A 17,817-nucleotide genomic window follows, 5' to 3' on the forward strand; every position below is an offset into this window, starting at 1 on the left:
ATCCGAGATGCGTACAACAGCCGCTGTCGCGCTCGAGGCGGGCAAGCCGCTCGAGGTCATGGACGTGACTTTGGAGGGTCCGAAGGCCGGAGAAGTACTGGTCGAGATAAAAGCGACCGGGATCTGTCACACGGACGAGTTCACTCTCTCCGGAGCCGATCCTGAAGGGCTCTTCCCCGCAATCCTAGGCCATGAGGGCGCAGGTATTGTCCAAGAGGTTGGGCCGGGTGTGACTTCGCTCAAACCAGGGGATCATGTGATCCCGCTCTATACTCCGGAATGTCGCGAATGCGACTATTGCCTGAACCCCAAGACCAACCTTTGCCAGGCGATCCGGTCCACTCAAGGTCAGGGCCTCATGCCCGACGGCACATCGCGTTTTGCCATGACCAATGGCACGCCAATCCGGCATTACATGGGGTGTTCGACCTTTTCCAATCATACGGTCTTGCCAGAAATCGCTTTGGCAAAGGTTCGGTCTGATGCGCCATTCGACAAGATCTGCTACATCGGGTGCGGCGTCACCACCGGTATCGGCGCCGTCATAAATACCGGGAAGGTCGAGATCGGATCGACCGCTATTGTCTTCGGTCTTGGCGGGATCGGGCTGAATGTCATACAGGGTCTGCGGCTTGCCGGGGCGGACCGGATCGTGGGCGTCGACCTGAACGACACCAAGGTGGAGATGGCGACCCGGTTTGGAATGACCGACTTCATCAATCCGAACGAGGTCGACGGTCCCCTCGCCCCTTATCTTGTCGACTTCACCGGGGGTGGTGCCGACTATACGTTTGACGCAACTGGAAATGTCGAGGTCATGCGCACGGCGCTCGAATGCGCACACAAAGGTTGGGGTGAAAGCATCATCATCGGCGTCGCTCCCGCTGGGGCCGAGATTGCGACACGTCCTTTCCAGCTTGTCACGGGACGCGTTTGGCGCGGGACGGCCTTTGGCGGCGCCAGAGGTCGGACAGATGTGCCGCAGATTGTCGATTGGTATATGGATGGCAAGATCGAAATAGATCCGATGATCACCCACACGATGCCGCTTTCGGACATCAACAAGGGGTTCGACCTTATGCATGAAGGCAAATCCATCCGATCGGTTGTTCTCTATTGAGAATTCGTCCCGTCAAGCCTGAGGATGCAGGTTCAATCTGGAACATGCTCGAGCCTGTCTTTCGGGCGGGTGATACTTATGCCATCGATCCGACTATCTCGCGGCAGGACGCTTTGGCCTATTGGCAAAGTCCGGATCACAGCGTCTTCCTCGCCGAGGATGAGGCGCCGCTCGGCACTTACTATCTAAAAGCCAATCAAGGCGGCGGAGGAGCCCATATTTGCAACGCCGCCTTCGTGACAGCGGCCGCAGCTCGAGGCAAAGGCATCGCGAGAGCGATGCTGAACCATGCAATGGAAACCGCGAAAAGGCAGGGTTTCAGGGCGATGCAATTCAACTTCGTCGTGGCCAGCAATGACCGGGCCGTCGATCTTTGGCTTCGCGCTGGCTTTGATGTCGTAGGGCGCCTGCCCAAAGCCTTTCAGCTTCCCGATGGCCGGTTCGTGGATGCACTCGTCATGATGCGCGACCTGTAAGATCGAAGCCGCCCCATTCGGGACGCCAGTCGTTGTGGTCACCTCACGGAGAGAAGGCTATAGAAGCCGAGACAAATAATCTCGCCAGAAAGTCCCCATATGCCCGCCGACCGTCCTCTCCTCGCCGTTTTGATCGATGCAGATAACACGTCGCCAAAATATGCCGGAGCAATATTCGAGGAGATTGCGTCTCTTGGTGAAGCTTCGGTCCGCCGATGCTATGGGGATTTCTCGTCGCAGCAGATGTCGGGGTGGAACAAGGTTCAGGCCGACCATGGACTGGTTCCACTGCACTCTCCGGCAAATACGGTCGGCAAGAATGCGTCCGACATCTCGCTTGTCATAGATGCGATGGATCTTCTGCATTCCGGACGTTTTAATGGCTTCGTGCTTGTCTCGTCAGATAGCGACTTCACCCGATTGGCCAGCCGGGTCCGTGAACAGGGTCTAGATGTCTATGGGATAGGACAGCAGAAGACGCCGGAGGCATTCCGCAAGGCCTGCAAACGCTTTATCTTTCTGGAGAACCTGGCTGGGACGTCGCCCCGATCCGAAAGTCCAAAAACCGAGCGGCGCAAAACAAAGGCTGCGAACGAGGCGCGCGATTTGGTTACGCGCGCCATGGATTTGATCGGTCAAGACGATGAATGGTACGCTCTTGGTCCGCTTGGTCAGTACATTACGGCCGCTAGTCCCGATTTCGATACCCGCACATACGGACACAAAAAGCTCAGCGATCTTATCAAGGACATCAAGACGTTCGAGACAAAGCGGGGAGACGACAATCAGCTTCTGGTAAGACGCATCGACTAGGCGCCGTATCGAGCCATGAATGTCTCGACAGCCTCCTTGACCACGTAGGTGATGCGGTCCTTCGTGACCCGCCCCACGCCGAAGATCATCGAGGGAAAGATGTCCGCCTTGCACATCTCCGCAAACTGATCGGCAGCCAGCGCACAGTCCTCGATCGCGAGTGTGCCGTCCTCGATCTTTGCCTCGAGATATTCAATCATCACCGCCCGGACCTTCATTGGTCCGTTTTCGTAGAATTGCTGTCCCAGTTCAGGAAATCGGTCGCTTTCGGCGACGCAGATCCGGAACACGTTCAGCCCGAAATCTGAGGTGATGAGAGTCATCATCTCGACGCCCATCTCATGAAGCACATGTCTGACGTCGCGGTCCGGACTAAAGGCGTGATCGTGGTCTTCGGCCATCCGCGTGCATTCAAGACGTGCGATTTCGAGGAATAGCAGCTTCTTGTCCGGGAAGTAGCTGTAGAGGGTCGCCTTGGAGACACCCGCCGTCTTCGCGATGTCGTCAACGCTTGCCCCCTCGAAACCGTCTGAGAGAAAAACCGTACGCGCGCCCTCGAGCACCTGGTCCATCTTTCGACCCTTACGGGCAGGTGGATCAACTAAAGTCATCGGATGTATATAGACGAAGCGGTTCATTTCACGCAAGACAAGGCCGCTTCTCCCTGTCTTGCCTCGCGCAACGTCAATTGCCGATTGATCACTCGTCGCCTTTATCAAGCATCATCTCAGCGAGTTCTGCGTCGGTTTTCGTACCGCATTCCGAAGGACTAAGACCCACGGCAAGTTCGATTTGCTTGCAGCCCGCAGCGGGACTCGTTTGGGTCGAAACACTCTCGACAGTAAACGGCGCTGCCGAAACGAGAGATGGAACAACAAACAACAGGCCGGCGGCTACTACGTGAAAACGGTGCATGATGTTCTCCTTTGAAGGTAAAAACTGAACAGTTCAGTTCATATCTCGACACTACATCATCGTGATTTGCTGTCCAGCCAAAAGTGAACGGAACGGTTCAATACCGCATTTTTTTTGCGGTCATCTAGGATCCCGATCAATCGGTCCCTGGATCAAGAAGCTGATTGCGAGCAATCCAAGCTCTCTACCTCTTCCATTGCAGTTATCCCTGAGCCTTCGGGATACTGTTCTCTATCCAGAGACCCTTTTCCCTTGGACTTGCAATGCCTTGCAGCTATCGGATCTGTAATGCTTCAGGTCTTCCTCAAAACCCTCCCCTTCTTTGCATTGATCGCCCTCGGCTACGGAGCCGCGCGGACCCGTTTCTTCACTGCGGAAGCGACAGCCTACTTAACAAAGTTCGTTTTCTACTTCGCGCTATCCGCGATGCTGTTCCGATTTTCCGCCAATCTCAGCCTGTCTGACATTCTCGATTGGACCTTTGTGTCTGCCTATCTGCTGGGAACGACGGCCATCTATCTTGTCGCCACGATCGTTGCGCTGGTCCGAAAGCGCGGTCTGCGGGAGGCGGCTGTCGAAGCACAATGCGCCGTGATTGGAAATGTCGGCTTTCTTGGCATACCGATGCTTGCTCTCCTGCTTGGCGATCAGGCGATCGGGCCTGTCATGTTGGTTCTTGCCGTCGATCTGATCGTTTTCGGAAGCCTTATCGTCATCCTTGTCGGTGGCGGGCAGGAAAAGCAGGCGAATGTCTTCGCGTCGGCGCTGCTTGGGCTGATAAGAAACCCCATGATCGTCTCGATTTCGCTCGGCCTTGCCTGGTCGGCTCTCGATATTCCCATACCGGCACCGATGAACGAGTTCCTAACGCTTCTCGGGGCTGCCGCAACGCCCGGCGCCCTTTTTGCGATCGGTGCATCCCTCGCCTCCAAGTCAGCAGAGCGGATCAGCGTCGCGGGCTGGCTTACTTTCTGCAAGCTGGTTTTGCATCCCGGTGCCGTTGCGATCTGCGCTTTGATCCTGTTTCCCGTCTCGCAAAGCGCCGCCGCCATTATGATCGCCGCGGCGGCCCTTCCTGTGGCAGGAAATGTCTACATTCTGGCTCAGCACTACCAAGTTGCCCCGGCCCGCGTCTCCGCTGCGATCCTTGTTTCTACGGTTCTGAGTGTTGCCAGCCTACCTGTCGTGATTGCATGGGTGACAACGCTGGGGCCCTAGGCTAGCGATGACCCTGAGTATCTGCGCAAAAGCAACACCGGAACGCCCTTTGGAATGATCTACGTCGATGCAGATGCGTGCCCGGTCAAGGCCGAGGTCGAGCGGGTCGGAACGCGGCATCAGCTGCGGATGGCCATCGTATCGAATGGTGGTCTGCGTCCGTCCCAAAATCCCCTCGTCGATACGATTGTCGTGCCTGATGGACCAGATATCGCAGATATTTGGATCGCCGATCGGGCCGGCCCTGGCGACGTGGTTGTGACAACTGATGTGCCTTTGGCCGCCCGCTGCATCGAAGCAGGAGCACGGGTTCTCCGCCCGAACGGAGAGACGTTCTCGCCTGCGAATATCGGCCAGCAACTGGCGTCCCGGGATCTGATGGCGGATCTGCGCGCTGCCGATCCGTTCCGAACGGGCGGAGGACGCCCCTTCAGCAAGGCGGATCGGTCACGCTTTCTGGACGCGTTGGAGCGCGAGGTCCGAGCCGCCGGAAAGGAAAGCACATGAGCGTTCAGGCCGTTGTTTTCGATATCGGGAACGTCCTTATCGATTGGAAGCCAGAGCGGTTCTATGACCGTGTCATCGGAGAAGACCGTCGCAGGGCCATGTTTGCGGCCGTCGATCTGCACGAGATGAACGACCGCGTCGATCGAGGCGCAAACTGGAAGGACGAAGTGGAGGCTGTGGCCGTGGCCCATCCGGACTGGTCTGATGAGATCCGGATGTGGCATGATCGCTGGATCGAGATCGCCAGCCCTGCAATCGATCACTCCGTCCGCCTTTTGCGGGCCTTGCGGCGGGCCAATGTTCCCGTCTTCGCGCTCTCCAATTTCGGGATCCAGACATTCGAGTTGGCAGAGAAGGAGTATCCCTTTCTGGCCGAGTTCGACCGCCGCTACATCTCGGGCCAGATGGGACAGGTCAAACCGGAGCCCGCAATCTACGAGGCGGTCGAAGCGGATATAGAATTCGAACCTGAAGGCCTTCTTTTTGCTGATGATCGGCAGGACAACATCAACGCAGCCGCATCGCGTGGATGGCAGACGCATCTATTTACCACATCCGAAAAATGGGCCTCCCGACTTGTAAAGGACGGGCTTCTGACAGCAGACCAAGCGCTTTGACCGTCCCCCAAATCAGCTTTGAGGACGGGGACCATATCCTCAGCTGGAAAGGCGTTATGGATGCACTTGCCGAAGGGCACAAACGCCCCGAAGCTGAGATTGGCGACACCTTTCTTTATCAGGGGAACCGGACGCTTCTATCCCGATCAGCCTGGATAAAGGGGCTGGGACTGGCGGTGAAGACCGCTACGATTTTCCCGGACAACACGGGCCAAGACCTGCCCGCGATCAACGGCGCGCTGAGCCTTTTTTCCGATGAGACCGGGGAGATCGAGGCTCTGATCGACTTTCATCTGGTAACGAAATGGAAGACCGCAGGAGACAGCCTGCTTGCCACCTCCAAGCTGGCTCACCCGGATAGTCGTTCGATCCTCATTATCGGCGCCGGGACGGTGGCCGCATCCCTTATCGACGGATACCGCGAGCTGTTTCCCGCAGCGCAAATCGTTCTGTGGAATAGGACGAAGGATAGCGCCGATACCCTCGCCGCCCAAAGCCCGGGTGTAAGCGTTGCCGCAGACTTACCAGATGCGGTTCGACGCGCCGATATTGTCTCCTGCGCAACGATGAGCACCGATCCTGTGCTGCATGGAGAATGGCTTCAGCCCGGCCAGCATATCGATCTGATCGGCGCCTATCGGCCGGATATGAGGGAGGCCGACGATGCCGCCCTTCGCAAAGGACGTATCTTCGTCGATAGTCGTCAGACGACGCTGGATCATATCGGAGAGCTGAAAATCCCCTTGGCGAGCGGAGTGATTTCACCCCAGGACATTCAGGCCGACTACTACGATTTTGGCGCCTTCACACGTGAGTCCGACGAAGAGATTACCATCTTCAAGAATGGTGGGGGCGCGCATCTCGATCTGATGGTGAGCCGTTACATCTTTGACCAATGGTGCGCATCTTGAGGAGACATTAGAAATGGTTGGTTTGATCCTCCTCGTCCTTTTGCTCGCCCTGATCGCCCTGCCCTATGTGCTGGAATGGCGGAAGAGCCCTCCTGATCGCACCGAAGCCCCGGGTGAATTCGTCCAACTATCCCAAGGCACGACCCATTATCGCTGGCTTGGCCCGATCCGCGGGCCGGTTGTGGTCGCGATCCACGGGCTCACGACACCGTCTCCGATCTGGGAATCCATGGCGAAGGCTTTAGGGGATATCGGCTATCGAACCCTCGTCTATGATCTTTACGGAAGGGGCTATTCTGATGCTCCATCCGGGCCTCAGGACGCAGCTTTTTTTCAACGTCAGTTGGACGATCTGGTCACGCATCTCAAGCTCGATGATGATCTGACGATCATGGGCTATTCGATGGGGGCGATCGTCGCGACGGTCTGGGCGGCCGAGAACCAGGACCGGGTGCGCCAGGTCGTCCTGTTGGCCTCAGCCGGGCACGGGATGACCGAGATCGGCTATTCCGGTTGGATCCGCGACACGCCCGTGGCGGGGGATTGGCTGCACTACCTGACCGCCGGACATATGGCGCGCGGGGCCTTCGATGGCGGGCGAAGCGAAGTTCCCGATCTGGAGCAGATCCAGGACGCTCAATATAGCCGCAAGGGCTTTCTTGGTGCGGTCCTGTCCAGTCGGCGACATATCTTCGACACCGATCTCACAACGCCGCTTGCGGTTCTAAACCGGCGCGAGATCCCCGTTTTCGCCATTTGGGGCCAGGAGGATCATATCGTGCCGGACAGCGCTCTGGGCGACCTTGCGGCGCTCAATCACGATGTTCACCAGGAGGTGATCGCGGATGCGGGGCACGGGTTGCCCTACACTCACGGGCGCGAGGTTGCGGCGACCCTCAGGGAGATGATGCGGAAGATCCGCAAGGAGTGAGGCGTCAGGCCATGCAAGGCTTGGCCAGCGGTTTTTCCCGGATGGGCAGGTGCACGATGGCCGAGAATGCGCCGACCGCGACGCCGACCCACCAGACGATCTCGTAGGTGCCGAACTGATCGTAAAGGCGCCCGCCGAGCCAGACGCCCATGAAACTGCCAAGCTGGTGGCTGAGAAACACGATCCCGTAAAGTGTGCCCATGTAGCGCAGCCCGTAGATATGCGCGACGAGGCCCGAGGTGAGCGGGACCGTGGCCAGCCAGAGACTTCCCATCGCCACAGAGAAGAGAAGGACGGTTCCAGGCGTGATCGGGAAAAGGAAGAAAAGCGCGCCGACGATCGTGCGCGCGGTGTAAATTCCGGCCAGAAGGTACTTCTTGGTGTAGCGCTTTCCGGCCCATCCGGCGAGGAGCGTACCGCCGATATTCGCAAGTCCGATCAACGAGATAGCGACGGCACCAAGGGCGGAGGTCGTCGTGATGCCGATGGAATGAAGGACGCCTCCGGGCATGATCGGCCCGCACATTTCGGTCACGAGGGCGGGAAAGTGTGCTGTGATGAAGGCCAGTTGGTAGCCGCAGGAGAAAAAGCCGAGGAAAATCAAGGCGTAGGACGGGTCGCGGAAAGCCTTTCCGAGGATCTCGCTCATGCTTTCCTCAAGCTCGGCCTTCGAGGCGGGCTCGGGCGCGCGCATCATGGGGAGGCACGCCAGGGTTGCGAGAATGACGCCTGAGAAGACGACGAAGACCATCTGCCAGCTCATCATCGACAGCAGCCATTCGGCGAGCGGCGCGCCGAAAACCTGCCCGGCGGAGCCTGCGGCGGTCGCGACGGCCAGTGCCATCGAGCGGTTGTCGTCCGAAGCGGCGCGGCCGACGACGGCGAGGATGACGCCGAAGCCGGTGCCTGCGATGCCGAAGCCGACCAGAACCTCGTACATCTGATGCTCGAGAGGCGTGGTCGCGCCAGACGACAGCAACAGGCCCGCGGCGTAGATGAAGGCGCCCATGACGATCGCTTTGCGGTCGCCGATCTTCTCGGCGATCGCGCCGAAGATGGGCTGGCCGATGCCCCATGCGAGATTCTGGATCGCAATGGCAAGGCTGAATTCCGTGCGGAGCCAGCCGAATTCGTCGGCGATGGGGATCTGGAACACGCCAAAGCTTGCCCGGATAGCGAAGCTGACCATGATGATGATGCAGCCCGCGACGAGGACAGGCGTGATGAGCGGTGTGCGTTGGTCCATGTCGTGATTGGACCGCTGCGTCACCTTGCAGTCAAATGAGTTAATTTTGTCTGACGCATCAGAACGCTTGATGTGTTGCGCCCGCATTGTGCTGGAGAGGCGATTGTGTATTCGAAAGACGAGGCAACAGGACGGCTGACGTGACGAGTGTCATCGATCTTTACAGGCAAAAAGTTAAGGATGGGTTTCTGGAGGCCGATCCGGCGCAGGAAGCCGTTTTGACCGAGTTCGAGCGGATCCGGGAAGGACTGGCCGAGACCCCTTCGAAGGGCTGGTTTCGCAAGGCGGCCGAACCTCCGAAAGGCCTGTATTTGTGGGGCGGCGTCGGGCGCGGGAAGTCGATGCTGATGGATCTTTTTGCCGCCGCGCTCGACGTGGATTGCCGACGGGTGCATTTCCACGCTTTCATGCAGGAGGTCCAGGACGGGCTGGCCGCCGCGCGCAAGGCCGGGAAGGACGACGCCATCGGGCCGGTGGCGGACCGGATCATCGCAGAGGTTCGATGCCTGGCCTTCGATGAGATGCAGATCACCGATATCGCCGATGCGATGATCGTCGGACGCCTGTTCCAGAAGCTTTTCGATGGCGGCGTTGTTGTGGTGACGACCTCGAACCGGGTGCCGGAGGACCTTTATAAAGATGGGCTGAACCGCGATCTGTTCCTGCCTTTTATTGCTCTTTTGGAAGAGCGGATGGTTGTGCATGAACTGGTCTCGCCCAAGGATTACCGACAGGGCCGGCTGGCCGGAGAGCAGGTCTATTTCAGCCCGGTCGACACGGATGCCAGAGAGGCGATTGCATCGATCTGGGAGGATCTGTCAGGCGGCGCTTCGGAGGAACTGACGCTTCGGGTGAAGGGGCGCGAGGTGGTGTTGCCCCGGTTTTCGAGCGGTGTTGCGCGGGCGAAGTTTTATGATTTGTGCGGGCGGGCGCTGGGCCCGGCGGACTATCTTGCGGTGGCCGAGGCGGTGAGAGTGTTAATCCTCGAGGATATCCCGACGCTTGGGCGGTCGAATTTCAACGAGGCGAAGCGCTTCGTGACGCTGATCGATGCGCTTTACGAGGCGAAGGTGCGGCTGATTTGCTCGGCTGCGGCGGTGCCCGAGATGCTCTATGTCGAGGGCGAAGGATCGTTCGAATTTGCGAGGACCGCCAGCAGGTTACAGGAAATGCAGGGAGAAGGTTGGGGCGGCTGACTTCTGTCGGTCAGCCTGCCCCCTGAGGTCGCAAGATGGTCCAGCGCGAGGGATGCGCGGACAAGAGGCACCCTGCGGAGCCAGGATGTGCGCAGCCATCGGACTCTTATAGCCTTCGCCGCATAATACGACGATGCCCGGCCCTTGCCTGGATACGACATTTTGTGGATAGGGTGGTGCGATCCGCCCTTTCTTGCCTGTGTCGCAAGATATAGCTGACCTGTGGCAATTTAGTCAAAGCAAAAACGAATCGGTGATTCGACTTTTTTTGGGGGGTCCGATTTGGGGCTTCGGTATCCGGTCGGTATTACGTCGGTATTTGGTCGGTGGAAATGACACGGCACCCCGCGCATCCCGGGATTAACGCAACGCCCGATGCGCAACAGCGTGAACAATCATCGGCCCGAGGGGCGGATTGATTTTTCCGGGCCTATCCGTTCTCGGAGAGGATCTGGCCCGCGAGATAGAGCGAGCCACACATCAGGATGCGGGCATGGGGGGTGGTTGCTGCGATCTTGGTGACGGCGTCCTGGACGCATGTTGCGGGTGTTGCGTGTAGTGTTGCGGCTGTTGCGGCGGCGGCGGTGTCCTCGGCCGAAAGGGTCGCGGTCTCGCCCGGGATGTCGACGGTCAGGACCTCGGGGGCAAAAGGCGCGAAGGGCGCAAAGAAGCCGCGGGCGTCCTTGGTCTTGAGCAGGCCTGCGATCAGGTAGAGCGGTTTGGGCGGCATCTTGGCGAGCGCTTTGGCGAGTGCCTGTCCTGCCGCAGGGTTATGGCCGCCGTCGAGCCAGAGCTCGGCTTGCGGTGCGGTCTGGGTCAGTGGCCCCTTGCGCAGGCGTTGGAGGCGAGCGGGCCAGCGGGCAGAGGTCATGGCGGCCTCGTAAGCGCGCTCTCCGGCTTTGAGGTGGCGAAGGGCCATCAGCGCGGTGCCCGCATTGGTGATCTGATGCGCGCCGGGAAGAGACGGAAGCGGCAGGTCGAGCAGGCCGGTCTCGTCCCGAAAGATGAGGCGTCCGCGTTCGACACTGGCATGCCAGTGCTGGCCGTGGACGAGAAGGGGCGTTCCCGTGCGAGCCGCCTTGTCCTCGATCACATCAAGGGCGGCCTCGGTCTGCGGGGCGATGACGGCGGGGATATTTTGTTTGAGGATGCCGGCCTTTTCGCCCGCGATCTCTTCGATCGTGTCGCCGAGGAAGTGCTGATGATCGAGTGCGACCGGCGTGATGATCGAAAGGCGCGGTGTTAGAACGTTCGTTGCGTCGAGCCGTCCGCCAAGGCCGACCTCCAGTAGGGTATAGTCGGCTTGGGTGCGCGAGAAGGCAAGGAGCGCGGCGCAGGTCGTGATCTCGAAATAAGTGATCGGCTCGCCGCCATTCGCCTCGTAGCATTCATCGAGAAGAGCGGTCAGCGCGGGCTCGGAGATGAGTGTTCCGGCCAGCCGGATGCGTTCATGAAAGCGCACCAGATGCGGGGAGGTATAGGCGTGGACGCCGTGCCCCGCGCCTTCGAGCCCTGCGCGGATCATGGCGAGGGTCGAGCCCTTGCCGTTGGTGCCTGCGATATGGATGACCTGCGGGAGGCTCTCTTGCGGATTTCCGAGGGCCTCCAGGAGGCGCCACATCCGGTCCAGCGTCAGGTCAATGATCTTAGGGTGCAGCGCCATCATCCGGTCGAGGATGGCGTCGGAGCCGGTCGCTTCGGGCGGGCTCACGGCTTGGCCGGTTCAGGATCCTCGCCGTTGATCGCGGCGTCGGCGGCTTCGGCCGGGGTGGGCGCGGCGTCGGGACCTTCGGCCGGGGCGGGCAGATCGCCCTTGATCGCGGGCGGCAGGTCCAGAAGCATCCGAACGATGGTGATCAGCTCGTCCCGCATGTCGGTCCGGGGGGTCACCCGGTCGAGCATGCCGTGGTCGAGCAGGTATTCGGCGCGCTGGAACCCCTCGGGGAGCTTTTCGCGGATGGTCTGTTCGATGACGCGGGGACCGGCGAAGCAGATGAGGGCATTCGGCTCGGCGATGTGGATGTCGCCTAGCATCGCGTAAGAGGCCGTGACGCCGCCGGTCGTCGGGTGGGTCAGCACGACGATATAGGGCAAGTTTGCCTCTTTAAGCATCTGCACCGCGACGGTCGTGCGCGGCATCTGCATGAGCGACAGGATCCCCTCCTGCATGCGGGCGCCGCCTGCGGCGGAAAAGAGGATCAGCGGGCGCTTCATCTCCACCGCGCGTTCGGCGGCGGCGACGATCGCATTGCCGACATACATGCCCATGGAGCCTGCCATGAAGGAGAAATCCTGGCAGGCGGCGACGACAGGCGTGCGGCCCATCTCGCCTTCGCCGACGAGCATCGCCTCATCCTCGCCCGTTGTGCGGCGGGCATCCTTGAGGCGGTCGATATAGCGCTTCTGGTCGCGAAAATGCAGCGGATCGGTGATCGGTTCGGGGACCTCAACCTCGGTATAAATCCCGCCGTCGAAGAGCGACGCGAAGCGGTCGCGGGGCGAGATATACATGTGGTGCTGGCAGTTGGTGCAGACGTTCAGATTGTCGCTGAGTTCGCGGTGAAACAGCATCGTTCCGCATTCATCGCACTTGGTCCACAGGTTCTCAGGGACTTCCCGGCGGGAGAAGATCGAGTTGATCCGGGGACGGACGTAGTTGGTGATCCAGTTCATGGCGCGACCCTTCGTTGCAGGAAGGCAGATATTCCCCCGCGCGCCGCTTTGCAATCAAACGCGCAAAGCGATCCGGGCGGTTAGCCAGACACAGAGCAGCGACAGAAGGCTGGGCCAGAGCGGCGGGATGAATGGGCCGTCGACCGGGATGACATATAGCGCCAGCCCGTCGAGCAGGCCTTCATTGCCGAGGATCAGGATGCCCATCGTGTTGTTGACCAGGTGGATCGCGATGGCGGGTCCCAGCGTGCCGGTACGGGCGGTCAGATCGCCAAGCATCAGGCCGAGGACGAAGGTGATCGCGATATAGATCAGCGCGCCTTGGGGATCGTCGGTGTTCCAGCCGTGGAGCAGTCCGAAGAGGAAGGAGGGTACGCCGAGCCAGACAATGGGGCTGCGCGCGGTCGCGGCGAGCTGGCTTTGCAGGTAGCCGCGAAAGAGAAGCTCTTCTGCGCTGACCTGGATGAAGATCGCGATGAGGGCCGGGGCCAGCAGAAGCACCCACGTTCCGAACGGAAGGTTCGGGATCGCGGGCGCTTCTCCTCCGCCCGGGACGACGAGAAAGACCGCGTAGAGGATGGCCATCCCCTTGAGGGTCTTGATGAAATCCTGAAGCGCCTGACTCGGATGACCGACGAGGGTGAGCAGGCCCCGGTTGTGGATGAACCGCAGGACCAGCGTGAGCGCCGCGATCATAAGGATGAAGCTGGCAAGCGCGATCAGAGTGCCGAGCGGAGAATTGAAGTCTCCCGCGCCTGCCGGGAGAAGCGACAGGATCGGAATCAGAAGGAGCGGGCCGATCAGGAGGCTGCCTGCGAGAACCCCGACGCAGCCCAGGAGAAGGCGGCCCAGGCCGCTGGACGGTCGGGCGGGATCGGTGAGCTTTTCCTGCGGAGCATAGGACATGAGCAGGACGGTAGGGCCGGGGTGGCGGAAGGGCAATGAGAGCTGTTTTCCTTGTGCCTGGTCCGGCGCGGCTTTATCCCGTCGGGCAACACGGGAGGGACCCTCGCATGCTCAAGGGAAAAATGGACAAGTCGAAGCTGCCGAGCCGGCATGTGACCGAGGGGCCCCAGCGGGCGCCGCACCGGTCGTATTTCTACGCGATGGGATTGAGCGAGGAGGAAATTGCCCAGCCTTTCGTAGGAGTTGCGACCTGCTGGAACGAGGCGGCCCCGTGCAACATCTCGCTGAACCGGCAGGCGCAGGCGGTCAAGCTGGGCGTCAAACATGCGAACGGCACGCCTCGGGAATTTACCACGATTACCGTGACCGACGGGATCGCCATGGGGCATGAGGGGATGCGCTCTTCCTTGGCATCGCGCGAGGCCATTGCGGATACGGTCGAGCTGACGATGCGGGGGCATTGCTATGACGCCATCGTCGGGCTGGCCGGATGCGATAAGTCCCTGCCGGGGATGATGATGGCGATGGTGCGGCTGAACGTGCCGTCGGTCTTCATCTATGGCGGGTCGATCCTTCCGGGCCGGCTCGACGGGAAGGATGTGACGGTTCAGGACGTCTTTGAGGCGGTCGGGCAGCATCAGGCGGGCAACTATTCAGACGAGCAGCTTGCCGTTCTGGAGCGGGTTGCCTGCCCCTCCGCTGGGGCGTGTGGCGGGCAATTTACCGCAAATACAATGGCTTGCGTGAGCGAGGCGATCGGCTTGGCCTTGCCGAATTCCAGCGGGGCGCCTGCGCCATACGAGAGCCGGGACCAGTATTCCGTCGCCTCGGGCGAGGCGGTTATGAAACTGCTCGAGAAAGGCATCCGGGCGCGGGATGTGGTGACGCGCAAATCGCTCGAGAATGCCGCGCGGGTCGTCGCCTGCACCGGTGGCAGCACCAATGCGGGGCTGCATCTGCCCGCAATCGCGCATGAGGCGGGGATCGATTTCGATTTGTTCGATGTCTGCGATATCTTCCGTGATACCCCTTATTTCGTTGATCTCAAGCCCGGCGGGCAGTTCGTGGCGAAGGACCTTTACGAGGCGGGCGGCGTACCGGTCGTGCTGAAGGAGCTGCGCAAGGCGGGGCTGATGCACGAGGATTGCATGACCGCGACGGGCCGGTCGATGGGCGAGGAGCTGGACCTGATCACACGCGAGGCGGATGGGCGGGTGATCTATCCCGTGGACGCCCCGCTGACGCCGACAGGCGGGGTTGTCGGGCTGAAAGGCAATCTTGCGCCGGAGGGAGCCATCGTGAAGGTGGCCGGAATTCCGACGCAGGAACAAAGCTTTACGGGGCCTGCCCGGATCTTTGAATGCGAGGAAGATGCGTTCGAGGCGGTCAAGAAGCGGGAGTATGAGGAAGGCGAGGTCATCGTCATCCGCAATGAGGGACCCGCCGGTGGCCCGGGGATGCGGGAGATGCTGGCAACGACGGCGGCGCTTTCCGGTCAGGGGATGGGCAAGAAGGTCGCTCTGATCACCGATGGCCGGTTTTCCGGCGCGACGCGGGGGTTCTGCGTCGGTCACGTGGGACCCGAAGCCGCGCATTGCGGGCCGATTGCCCTTTTGAAACAAGGGGATGTCATCACGATCGATGCCGTAAAGGGCGAGCTGTCCGTCGATGTGAGCGACGAGGAGATGGCCCAGCGCAAGGAGGCGTGGAGCGGTCCGCGCGAGACGATCTATGCGTCGGGAGCGCTTTGGAAATATGCGCAACTGGTGGGATCAACGCGGCTCGGCGCAGTGACGCATCCGGGGGCGGAGGCTGAGAAACACGTCTACGCCGATATCTGACGAGCTGACCGTCTGACGTGGGTTAACGGCGCGATGTCGGCCAAATCGGCCTGTCGGTATCCGGTCGGTATTGCGTCGGTATCCGGTCGGTGGATTTGAGAGAGCGGCGTTGATGAACGCGCCGGGCGGGTTCTTGTCCTCTGGCCGTACTTACGGGCGCCGCGAGGACGCGATGCCTTTGGAGGCCCGAAGACCCTGCGCGGCGAACGACCCTCGCCGCGCGCGCCCCGCGTCAGATCATCAGCCAGAGCATCACGACTGCCATGGCGATCATCATCAGGTTCTCCGTGAGGCTGACGAAGCCGAGCGGGACGTTGGAGTTGCCTCCGACGCAGGCGCATTTCAGCTCTCGTCGGTCGACATAGACGGCCTTGAAGACGCTCACGGCTCCGACGGTCGCGATAAAGAGGGCTGCGGGGGCGGAGATCCATGTCAGGATCATTCCGGTCATCAGGATGCCCGCTGTGGTTTCGACGAATGGATAGATGTAGGCATAGGGTACCCATCGGCGGGCGAGCAGATCGTAGTTGAGGAACATCGTCGTGAAGCCTTCGATGTCGCGCAGCTTCTGCATGCCCAAAAGGATCATGGAGACGGAGATGAACCAGCCGAGCGTCTGCCAGGTGATCGCGCCGAAAAACCCGATGGACAGGGCCACGGCTGTCAGCGCCGCGACGGCGAAGAGGTAGAAAACCGGTCGGTAGGTGGTGGCTTTGGGATCCCACCCGGTCAACCTCTCCCGCAGGTCCGTATATCCGCCGACGCGGCCCCCGTCGATCCAGGCTTGCGGGGTCGTCTGGACGTTGTGCGCCGACTTGAAGGCATCGACCTCGGCGCGGGTCCGGAAGAGGCGGTCGTCGATATCGTAGCCCTGACGCTCGAGGAGCCAGCGCGCCTTCTGCCCGGAGGGGCAGAGGTGATCCGGCAGCGCCATCCGGTAGAGCACTGCTGTCTTTCCGGTCGCTGCCTCAGCCGGGCTGCTATCCACGTCGGCGACATCGCGGGTATCTTTGGGCATCGGTGTCTCCTTTCCGTTCGGCGGTATGGGAAGATGAGGGCGACCGGATCGCGTGGTACGCCTGTATTTCTAGAAAGGGTATACGAATAACGCCCGCTTTCCAGCAGTTTGGAGAGGGCCTTTCGCTATCTTTTGGGTGCAGTAGCTTAATGGGGCAATAGCAGGTGCTATCCGGAGCAACCGGCCTCGATTTCGGGGAGAATTGGCGGGGGGGACGCTCTCGATCGGAACGGCTCGATTGGGGGGGGCTGGAGGCCCGATAGTTCAGTTGCCGAGACCGGAGAGAGGCAGCGTCCGCTCACAATCCTGCAGCAAATTTAGGATAATCTGGTCGGAGTGAGAGGACTCGAACCTCCGACCCCTGCCTCCCGAAGGCAGTGCTCTACCAGGCTGAGCTACACTCCGACCGTGAGCGGGGCCTACTCTATTGGCGGCCGCTTATGCAAGTCTGCTTCTTCGTCGGCCTCCCGCCTGAGACGGGCGCGGATGATCGGGCCGATGCGCAGGGTGGTGCCGGTTTCAATGCGGGAGCGGGTGCGCAAAACGGGCGTGGTGCTGCTGTCCGAGGCGCGGCTTTCGCGGAAGACGATGTAGCACCCGCTCAGGATAATGATACCTGCGCCAAGGATCACGTTCTGGCCCGGGACCTCGTCGAAGAAGAGAAGACCGTAGAGCGTCGCCCAGAGGATCTGGGAATACTGCATAGGCGCGACGATTACCGCCTCGCCGGTCTTGTAGGCATGCAGGATGAAGCGGGTCGCGATCCAGGCAAGCACGGCGATTATGGCCAGAAGACCGAAATCCTGCGCAGGCATGGGCTGGTATACGAAGCCAAGGCAGGCGCCGAGCAGGATGACATTCGTGACCATCGGATAGAGCATCAGGACAGCGAGACGCTCCTCCCGCCCGATCTTGCGCACGATGATCGCCGCGAGCGAGCCGCAGAGGGAGGCGGCCAGTGCCGCTGCGTGGCCAAGCGTGAGGGTCGTGGTCGCCGGGTTGAGGACGATGAGAACGCCGCTGAGCCCCACCAGAACGGCGAGCCAACGCCGCAGCCGGACCTGTTCGCCGAGAATCGGGATCGACAGGATCGTGATGAAGAGCGGGGAGGCGAAGAGGATCGTATAGACCTGCGCCAGCGGCAGGACGGAGAAGGCGTAGAACGCACAGAGCGCCGTGATCACAGTGGCCACGGTGCGCACGGCCATCCACCAGGGATGGCGCGGCAAAAGCGTGCCGGGCGTGGCGTCGCGCATCAGCATCAGCGTGGCCAGCGGGAAGCTGAGCAGGACGCTGAAGAAGACGATCTGGATCGGAGAATAGCTCGCCCCGAGGATCTTTACGACGACGTCATGCGTGGCGAAGACACCGAAGGCCACCAGCGCGAAAAGAGCCGCTTTTACGTTCTGGTTGGGCATTCGGCCTCTCC

General features: G+C 60.7%; 18 protein-coding genes and 1 tRNA gene. 10 read left to right on the plus strand and 9 right to left on the minus strand.

All coding sequences use genetic code 11. The features are described 5' to 3' along the window. Positions 1-7: 7 nt before the first annotated feature. The 3 genes from AAD018_RS15180 (at position 8) to AAD018_RS15190 (ending at position 2,409) form a co-directional block, all read left to right on the plus strand. Entirely contained in the window at positions 8-1,120 is a 1,113-nt protein-coding gene (locus AAD018_RS15180; RefSeq protein WP_367315329.1) for an S-(hydroxymethyl)glutathione dehydrogenase/class III alcohol dehydrogenase, read from the plus strand. After that, complete coding sequence (locus AAD018_RS15185) at positions 1,117-1,596, plus strand: GNAT family N-acetyltransferase (protein ID WP_367315328.1); 480 nt, start codon at positions 1,117-1,119, stop codon at positions 1,594-1,596. The genes AAD018_RS15180 and AAD018_RS15185 overlap by 4 nt, the downstream gene beginning before the upstream one ends. A 99-nt stretch (positions 1,597-1,695) precedes the next feature. Continuing rightward, positions 1,696-2,409 (plus strand): NYN domain-containing protein, encoded by a 714-nt coding sequence (locus AAD018_RS15190; RefSeq protein ID WP_367315327.1) that lies wholly within the window; start codon positions 1,696-1,698, stop codon positions 2,407-2,409. Here AAD018_RS15190 and AAD018_RS15195 read toward each other — a convergent pair. Both AAD018_RS15195 and AAD018_RS15200 read right to left on the minus strand, forming a co-directional pair. Beyond that, positions 2,406-3,020 (minus strand): TetR/AcrR family transcriptional regulator, encoded by a 615-nt coding sequence (locus AAD018_RS15195; RefSeq protein WP_412005289.1) that lies wholly within the window; start codon positions 3,018-3,020, stop codon positions 2,406-2,408. The two genes, AAD018_RS15190 and AAD018_RS15195, sit on opposite strands and share 4 nt — an antisense overlap. 88 nt (positions 3,021-3,108) lie before the next feature. Next, entirely contained in the window at positions 3,109-3,324 is a 216-nt protein-coding gene (locus tag AAD018_RS15200) for a hypothetical protein (protein WP_367315325.1), read from the minus strand. Positions 3,325-3,612: 288 nt separating this feature from the next. Here AAD018_RS15200 and AAD018_RS15205 point away from each other — a divergent pair, with 288 nt between their 5' ends. From AAD018_RS15205 to AAD018_RS15225, 5 genes are read left to right on the plus strand one after another with little or no spacing between them, the layout of a single operon-like run. Further along, positions 3,613-4,542 carry an AEC family transporter gene (locus AAD018_RS15205; RefSeq protein WP_367315324.1) on the plus strand — a complete coding sequence of 310 codons (930 nt, stop codon included), beginning with the start codon at positions 3,613-3,615 and terminating at the stop codon, positions 4,540-4,542. Positions 4,543-4,596: 54 nt separating this feature from the next. Then, on the plus strand, positions 4,597-5,049 hold the full coding sequence (locus AAD018_RS15210; protein ID WP_367315323.1) for a YaiI/YqxD family protein: 453 nt from the start codon (positions 4,597-4,599) through the stop codon (positions 5,047-5,049). Further along, positions 5,046-5,666 (plus strand): HAD family hydrolase, encoded by a 621-nt coding sequence (locus AAD018_RS15215; protein ID WP_367315322.1) that lies wholly within the window; start codon positions 5,046-5,048, stop codon positions 5,664-5,666. The genes AAD018_RS15210 and AAD018_RS15215 overlap by 4 nt, the downstream gene beginning before the upstream one ends. After that, positions 5,663-6,577, plus strand: a complete 915-nt coding sequence (locus AAD018_RS15220) for an ornithine cyclodeaminase family protein (protein ID WP_367315321.1) — start codon at positions 5,663-5,665, stop codon at positions 6,575-6,577. The genes AAD018_RS15215 and AAD018_RS15220 overlap by 4 nt, the downstream gene beginning before the upstream one ends. 13 nt (positions 6,578-6,590) lie before the next feature. Continuing rightward, positions 6,591-7,508, plus strand: coding sequence for an alpha/beta fold hydrolase (locus AAD018_RS15225; protein ID WP_367315320.1), 918 nt, complete (start codon positions 6,591-6,593; stop codon positions 7,506-7,508). A gap of 4 nt (positions 7,509-7,512) precedes the next feature. Here the strand turns inward: AAD018_RS15225 and AAD018_RS15230 are convergent, their stop codons facing one another. Beyond that, entirely contained in the window at positions 7,513-8,754 is a 1,242-nt protein-coding gene (locus AAD018_RS15230; RefSeq protein ID WP_367315319.1) for an MFS transporter, read from the minus strand. A 140-nt stretch (positions 8,755-8,894) separates the two neighbouring features. Here AAD018_RS15230 and zapE point away from each other — a divergent pair, with 140 nt between their 5' ends. Next, positions 8,895-9,950 carry a cell division protein ZapE gene (gene zapE / locus AAD018_RS15235; RefSeq protein ID WP_367315318.1) on the plus strand — a complete coding sequence of 352 codons (1,056 nt, stop codon included), beginning with the start codon at positions 8,895-8,897 and terminating at the stop codon, positions 9,948-9,950. 430 nt (positions 9,951-10,380) lie between these two features. On the opposite strand, the gene AAD018_RS15240 is transcribed toward zapE, so the two are convergent. Genes AAD018_RS15240 through AAD018_RS15250 form a run of 3 tightly spaced genes read right to left on the minus strand, consistent with a single transcriptional unit; the run spans position 10,381 to position 13,529 of the window. Continuing rightward, positions 10,381-11,616, minus strand: coding sequence for a bifunctional folylpolyglutamate synthase/dihydrofolate synthase (locus AAD018_RS15240; protein WP_367315565.1), 1,236 nt, complete (start codon positions 11,614-11,616; stop codon positions 10,381-10,383). Positions 11,617-11,657: 41 nt separating this feature from the next. Continuing rightward, on the minus strand, positions 11,658-12,623 hold the full coding sequence (gene accD / locus AAD018_RS15245) for an acetyl-CoA carboxylase, carboxyltransferase subunit beta (RefSeq protein ID WP_367315317.1): 966 nt from the start codon (positions 12,621-12,623) through the stop codon (positions 11,658-11,660). 54 nt (positions 12,624-12,677) lie between these two features. Next, positions 12,678-13,529, minus strand: coding sequence for a CPBP family intramembrane glutamic endopeptidase (locus AAD018_RS15250; RefSeq protein ID WP_412005290.1), 852 nt, complete (start codon positions 13,527-13,529; stop codon positions 12,678-12,680). Positions 13,530-13,636: 107 nt separating this feature from the next. Between AAD018_RS15250 and ilvD the strand changes: the two genes are divergently transcribed. After that, complete coding sequence (gene ilvD, locus AAD018_RS15255) at positions 13,637-15,370, plus strand: dihydroxy-acid dehydratase (RefSeq protein ID WP_367315315.1); 1,734 nt, start codon at positions 13,637-13,639, stop codon at positions 15,368-15,370. Between the two features lie 232 nt (positions 15,371-15,602). Here the strand turns inward: ilvD and AAD018_RS15260 are convergent, their stop codons facing one another. The 3 genes from AAD018_RS15260 to AAD018_RS15270 form a co-directional block, all read right to left on the minus strand. Next, a complete protein-coding gene (locus AAD018_RS15260; protein ID WP_367315314.1) occupies positions 15,603-16,388 on the minus strand; it encodes a MauE/DoxX family redox-associated membrane protein in 786 nt (261 codons plus the stop codon). Positions 16,389-16,716: 328 nt separating this feature from the next. After that, positions 16,717-16,793, minus strand: a tRNA-Pro gene (locus AAD018_RS15265). A gap of 14 nt (positions 16,794-16,807) precedes the next feature. Continuing rightward, positions 16,808-17,806 carry a DMT family transporter gene (locus AAD018_RS15270; protein WP_367315313.1) on the minus strand — a complete coding sequence of 333 codons (999 nt, stop codon included), beginning with the start codon at positions 17,804-17,806 and terminating at the stop codon, positions 16,808-16,810. Positions 17,807-17,817: the final 11 nt, after the last annotated feature.

Source organism: Aestuariibius insulae, assembly GCF_040783535.2.
In the GTDB taxonomy this organism is placed as follows: domain Bacteria; phylum Pseudomonadota; class Alphaproteobacteria; order Rhodobacterales; family Rhodobacteraceae; genus Aestuariibius; species Aestuariibius insulae.

Coding starts and splice junctions, on each gene's coding strand:
- AAD018_RS15240 (WP_367315565.1), bottom strand. CDS start 11,616: ATGATGGCGCTGCACCCTAAGATCATTGACCTGACGCTGGACCGGATG.
- AAD018_RS15200 (WP_367315325.1), bottom strand. CDS start 3,324: ATGCACCGTTTTCACGTAGTAGCCGCCGGCCTGTTGTTTGTTGTTCCA.
- AAD018_RS15260 (WP_367315314.1), bottom strand. CDS start 16,388: ATGCCCAAAGATACCCGCGATGTCGCCGACGTGGATAGCAGCCCGGCT.
- ilvD (WP_367315315.1), top strand. CDS start 13,637: ATGCTCAAGGGAAAAATGGACAAGTCGAAGCTGCCGAGCCGGCATGTG.
- AAD018_RS15210 (WP_367315323.1), top strand. CDS start 4,597: ATGATCTACGTCGATGCAGATGCGTGCCCGGTCAAGGCCGAGGTCGAG.
- AAD018_RS15225 (WP_367315320.1), top strand. CDS start 6,591: ATGGTTGGTTTGATCCTCCTCGTCCTTTTGCTCGCCCTGATCGCCCTG.
- AAD018_RS15205 (WP_367315324.1), top strand. CDS start 3,613: ATGCTTCAGGTCTTCCTCAAAACCCTCCCCTTCTTTGCATTGATCGCC.
- accD (WP_367315317.1), bottom strand. CDS start 12,623: ATGAACTGGATCACCAACTACGTCCGTCCCCGGATCAACTCGATCTTC.
- AAD018_RS15180 (WP_367315329.1), top strand. CDS start 8: ATGCGTACAACAGCCGCTGTCGCGCTCGAGGCGGGCAAGCCGCTCGAG.
- AAD018_RS15270 (WP_367315313.1), bottom strand. CDS start 17,806: ATGCCCAACCAGAACGTAAAAGCGGCTCTTTTCGCGCTGGTGGCCTTC.
- AAD018_RS15190 (WP_367315327.1), top strand. CDS start 1,696: ATGCCCGCCGACCGTCCTCTCCTCGCCGTTTTGATCGATGCAGATAAC.
- AAD018_RS15195 (WP_412005289.1), bottom strand. CDS start 3,020: ATGACTTTAGTTGATCCACCTGCCCGTAAGGGTCGAAAGATGGACCAG.
- AAD018_RS15215 (WP_367315322.1), top strand. CDS start 5,046: ATGAGCGTTCAGGCCGTTGTTTTCGATATCGGGAACGTCCTTATCGAT.
- AAD018_RS15250 (WP_412005290.1), bottom strand. CDS start 13,529: ATGTCCTATGCTCCGCAGGAAAAGCTCACCGATCCCGCCCGACCGTCC.
- AAD018_RS15230 (WP_367315319.1), bottom strand. CDS start 8,754: ATGGACCAACGCACACCGCTCATCACGCCTGTCCTCGTCGCGGGCTGC.